This window comes from Elstera litoralis, from assembly GCF_000963705.1.
GTDB lineage: Bacteria > Pseudomonadota > Alphaproteobacteria > Elsterales > Elsteraceae > Elstera > Elstera litoralis.
Window position 1 is genome coordinate 1 of sequence record NZ_LAJY01000038.1, and the last position, 4,484, is coordinate 4,484.

The window sequence follows — 4,484 nt, forward strand, 5'->3', positions numbered from 1 at the left end:
CAACCTTTGGTCGGCCAGACCTTCTACAGTCAGGATACATTCTTCGCGGCGGTAAAAGCGGCAACGGGGGTGGATTATGCTACCAATCCGCTGCGCCGGGCCTTCCTGGATGTGCTGTTGGAAGCCAATTCGCTCTGGTATCCCCTGCGCTACCCGGGCGAATACAATGGCCAGACGATCAATCAGGCGATCCACTACCATTACCCGACGGCCGACGATATTCAGCAGATTCTGAGCCTGCGCACCTATCGCGACTTCGGCGGCGGCAGCCTGTACAATGACAGCTTCGGCTTCCTCGACCAGAACCCGCACAACACGATGCATATCTGGACCGGGGGGATGAATCCGCAGTACGACCCAAACACCCCATCGGGCGTGCGGGTAGCGGGGCGGCGGTTCCACAAGCGGGAAGATCTGTACAGTCAGCCGCAGTATGGCGACATGTTCAGCAATCTCACCGCCTCCAACGATCCGGTCTTTTGGCCCATCCATTCCAATATCGACCGTCTCTGGTGGGAATGGCAGCAGACGCACCCGGACGGGCTGCCGCAGAATCTGGACGCCGTGACGACCCCCTGGGGCTATACGGTGCGCAACACGCTCGATATCCATCGCTTCGGCTATGAGTATGTCAAAAGCACCCATATCGTTCCGGTCGGCCTAACCGCGCCGGTTGGGCGCTTCCGCTCCAAGGAAATCCCCATCCCGAAAGCAGTGAAGGCAGGGTTCGGGTCGGCAGAAGTGCGGCTGCATCGCGTGCCGCAGCTTCCCCGCTCCGGCTTTATCCGCGTGTTCCTGAACAATGAGCAGGCGGATGCCAGCACGCCGCTGCGCCCCGAGACCGGCTATGCTGGGTATCTGGCCATCTTCGGGCACGGCCCCTGCTACGGCGGCCCCGGCCATTGCGATATTCCCAGCGTTCAGGGCCGTGGCCAAGACCGCACGGGCGATCCGAGTGCGCGGACGATGAACACCCCGCGCAATCACCGGGTCGATGTGACCCAGGCGGCGCGGCGGCTGATCGACGCCGGGGCCAAGCAGATCACCCTGACGCTGGTGGTGATCGGCGCCGATTATCAGGAAGACACGGACCTGCTGCGCCTCGACGGCGTGTCGCTGAACTTCCACGATTGATGTTGCAAGCGGCCTCTTCCGCCAGCCGGAAGAGGCCCGCCCGCCGAGGGAACCATTATGGCCACCACTCCCCGTTATCAGATTCATCCCGCCATCGGCATCGCCCGGCTGGGGGATAGTCCCGATGAATTCTATATTTCCCCGGAACATCCGGCCGCCCGGCCCGTCGATTGCGACGCGCGGGGCAACCCCAAACGCACGCCGGACGGCATAAAGGAAGTGCCGGTTGCGACCTTCAAGGACGCCGACGGCCGAATTAAGCGCCAAGCCGCCCGCTTTCAGCTCTATGTTTACGACGACGAGCACCCGGACGGACGGGCGCTGAAAATCGGCGACCGCATTAAGGGCGGCGGCAATGCCGGGACGTTGGTCGATATCGTCTGGCAGGTCTATCTCGCCAATAAAAAGGCGGTTTGGTACGAATTCCGGGGGCTTTCCGGCGAAACCGGCTATGCGGCGGACCATCGGCGTCGCAATGCCGATATCACCGAACCGAACGCCCGCCAGCAGCTCATCATCGATCCCGGCCCGCAGATCGTGAACCTGCGCGACCACCGCCGGGCGGAGTTCAGCCGCGACGGCAACCCCGGTTATGCCACCACCTTTCCGCCGAAAGGCCTGTGGCCGAAGGATATCGACACCCTCGGCACCGCGATGACCGACGACGACGGGCGGCTGCTCGTCCTCGGCGGTTTCGGCAATAGCGGCAGCTACAAGAGCGGCGTCGGCCAGCCGCGAATCGATAACTACGCCAATACCGATGGCTGGTTCGACGATACCGCTGACGGGTCGGTCACGGCGCGGCTGGTGATGTTTTCGGAAGACGTGCAGAGCACCCGCTATATCGATGTGGAATACCCCGCCTGGGTCATCTGCGGGTATCCGCGCTATGCGCCGGAAATGCTGGATATGGTTACGCTCGACGAGGTAATCGAGGATGTCGCCATCCAGCAGTTCGCCTATCGCACCGACCTTTACGGCACGGCGGGCACCTTTAAAGATCCGCAGAAGATCGATCCCCATAACGACGGCGAATTGAACTTCTGGCGCGACGGCAAGCTGGAATGGAACCCGGACTATAAGCCTGGTTCTGGCGCGATATCTGGCCGATCCTGTTCCGCCCGAACGAGTTTAACTGGGTCAGCAATATTCTGCTGCAATCGAACATGCCGCACGACCAGTCGCAGCGCGGCACCTTCGATCCCTACCGTCTCGGCGAACAGCCCTTCGTGTCGCCCGGGCAGGTCAAGCGCCGCAAAGAATTGGCCGTCTATAGCCATTCGCTCGGCACCCTCGGGGCGGAAGCGCTCGAACCCGCCCTGATGCGGCGGGAGCGAGACGCGCCGGACGGCACCGATCTTGACGCGCTAATCGTTAAGCTGAACCAAGCTTTTTCCGACTTCGTCCAAACGGTCGCCCCACCAACGCCGCAAGAAGCGCCCGACGCTTACCTCAAGCGCTGGCAGAAACTCCATCAGGACGCGGCGGAAGCCTACACCGAGGCCGCGCAAACCCTGCGCGACACGGTTCACGCGCTGTTGGTGCCGCCCCAGGCCGTTACTCGGTTGCTGGCGCGGCGGGCGGAGAATAAGACGGCCAAGCCCGCCGACCCGAACGAACATCTGGTGGATGCCATCGCCCGCGTGCTGACGGAATTCCGCTCCGGTCGTCTGCTGGCGCAGGCTTTTGCAGCAGCGGAGGAGGCGGCGACCAACGATCCCTATGGCCCGATGCGCCGGTTCCTGTTCGATGTGCTGCGCCGTCCGGGGGAAGAAAATATCTTCCGCGTCCAGGGCGACCCGACGACGCGCACCTATCATCTACCGCTGATGCCGCTGCTGGCGGGGGATAACCCCAAGTATAACGACACGCCCTCGAAGTTCCTGCGCCTAACCGACATGCAACTTTACCTGCTGCGGCAGTGGGCCGACGGTAAATTCATCAACGAGGTTACGGCGGGTTTCGTTCCAGCAGCCGCAATCAACCCTTGGCAACCCTATCCGCGCGGGCCGATCGTTACCGGGCGGCAACTCGACCAGGGGGTGCTGAGCAATCTGCTGGGCGGGGCTTTCTTTCCGGGGGCGGAAGTCTGTTGGATCATCCGCAATCCCGGCGTTTGGTACGAACCGTACCGGCTGAAGGCCGACCCGACCTTCTCCAGTTTCGCCGAGACCGCCGCCCAGGCCAATGCCCGCCGGGGCACCGTCAACCCCATGACCTATATTGGCTATGCGGAGGACGATCTGTCCCAGGACAGCAATTACGCCACTGGGCTCCAACCGGGCGATCTGACCAAGACCAGCGCCCTGCCCTGGCAGGCGGATTTCAACGAATGCACGACGCAGACCATCGATATTACTTATGCGATGTGGAACCAGATCGACCCGACTAATCCCGCCGATCCGGCGATGGCGCGGGAGCAAAAGACCTGGGAGACGATGTGGTGGCCCGCCCACCGCCCGCTCCAAGTCGCCGAACTGGTCGATGACGGCAGCGGAAATCTTCAAACCACCAGCGCCCTCAACTGGTCGCGCGGCATTCCACAGACCAGCGCCGGGGACCTTAAGATGGTCACGGGCTGGACCGGCCTCAGCTTCGTTGTGCTGAACCCCACGCTTCCCCCCACGGTTCTCAACAGCCCGCAACTCGATCAGCCGCGCTTCGTCGGCGTCGAACGTGGAAAGGATACGCCATGACCTCCCCCCTCAATCCCTTCGTCGGCACCTGGGCCTATCGCAGCCTGCTGAACGATCCCGACCTTGCCACCAGTTTTAACGATCTGGAATTCGGGCGCGGCACTCTGGTGATTGCCCAGGATGCCGCCGGATCGCTGACCGGCACTATCGGCGGCCCCGGCTGGCAACTTGCCCTCTACGGCGGGTTCGGCTTCGGCTCGGCGGAACCGACGCGCTTTCGCGGATCGGGCGTCATCGGCGGCGAGGAGTGGATCTACGATTACTTCGCCCTCGCGGTGCCGGTCTGGCCGAACAGCAGCCCCACGCTGCAAACCCCGGCGCTGATCGGCTCCATCACCCGCGTCATCCCCCATTCGGGCAGTTCGCCGGGCACGGTGAACCCCGCCGGGGTCGTCGCTTCCTTCTACGCCGTTCGCCAATCGGCCTAAGAACCCGCGTGACGGCCCAGGCCGATATCGTCATCGTCGGAGGCGGTCCGGCGGGATCGGGCGGCGGCGCTGGCGTTGCGGGCGCAAGCGCCTAACCTCACCGTGCTGTTGCTGGACGCTGCCGATCCCGCCCGCGTCCGCCCCGGCGAGGTTCTTCCTGCCGCCGGTGCCGAAATGCTCCGGCAAATTGGGCGTGGAAAACGGCGGTTGCCTCGGCTGCCGTGCC

Annotated in this window: 5 protein-coding genes; 4 read left to right on the forward strand and 1 reads right to left on the reverse strand. The window is 63.4% G+C overall.

The window, feature by feature from the left end:
- The 4 genes from VZ95_RS02370 to VZ95_RS02380 all read left to right on the forward strand — a co-directional run.
- Positions 1-1,134 (forward strand): tyrosinase family protein (locus tag VZ95_RS02370; RefSeq protein ID WP_045774452.1); only part of this gene is annotated, 1,134 nt, incomplete at its 5' end.
- 57 nt (positions 1,135-1,191) lie between these two features.
- Positions 1,192-2,457 carry a LodA/GoxA family CTQ-dependent oxidase gene (locus tag VZ95_RS26530; RefSeq protein ID WP_052711417.1) on the forward strand — a complete coding sequence of 422 codons (1,266 nt, stop codon included), beginning with the start codon at positions 1,192-1,194 and terminating at the stop codon, positions 2,455-2,457.
- Positions 2,458-2,963: 506 nt separating this feature from the next.
- Entirely contained in the window at positions 2,964-3,830 is an 867-nt protein-coding gene (locus tag VZ95_RS26535; RefSeq protein ID WP_232302445.1) for a LodA/GoxA family CTQ-dependent oxidase, read from the forward strand.
- Complete coding sequence (locus VZ95_RS02380; RefSeq protein ID WP_045774453.1) at positions 3,827-4,258, forward strand: hypothetical protein; 432 nt, start codon at positions 3,827-3,829, stop codon at positions 4,256-4,258. The genes VZ95_RS26535 and VZ95_RS02380 overlap by 4 nt, the downstream gene beginning before the upstream one ends.
- Positions 4,259-4,288: 30 nt before the next feature.
- Here VZ95_RS02380 and VZ95_RS24955 read toward each other — a convergent pair.
- Positions 4,289-4,484 (reverse strand): hypothetical protein (locus VZ95_RS24955; RefSeq protein ID WP_198148043.1); only part of this gene is annotated, 196 nt, incomplete at its 5' end.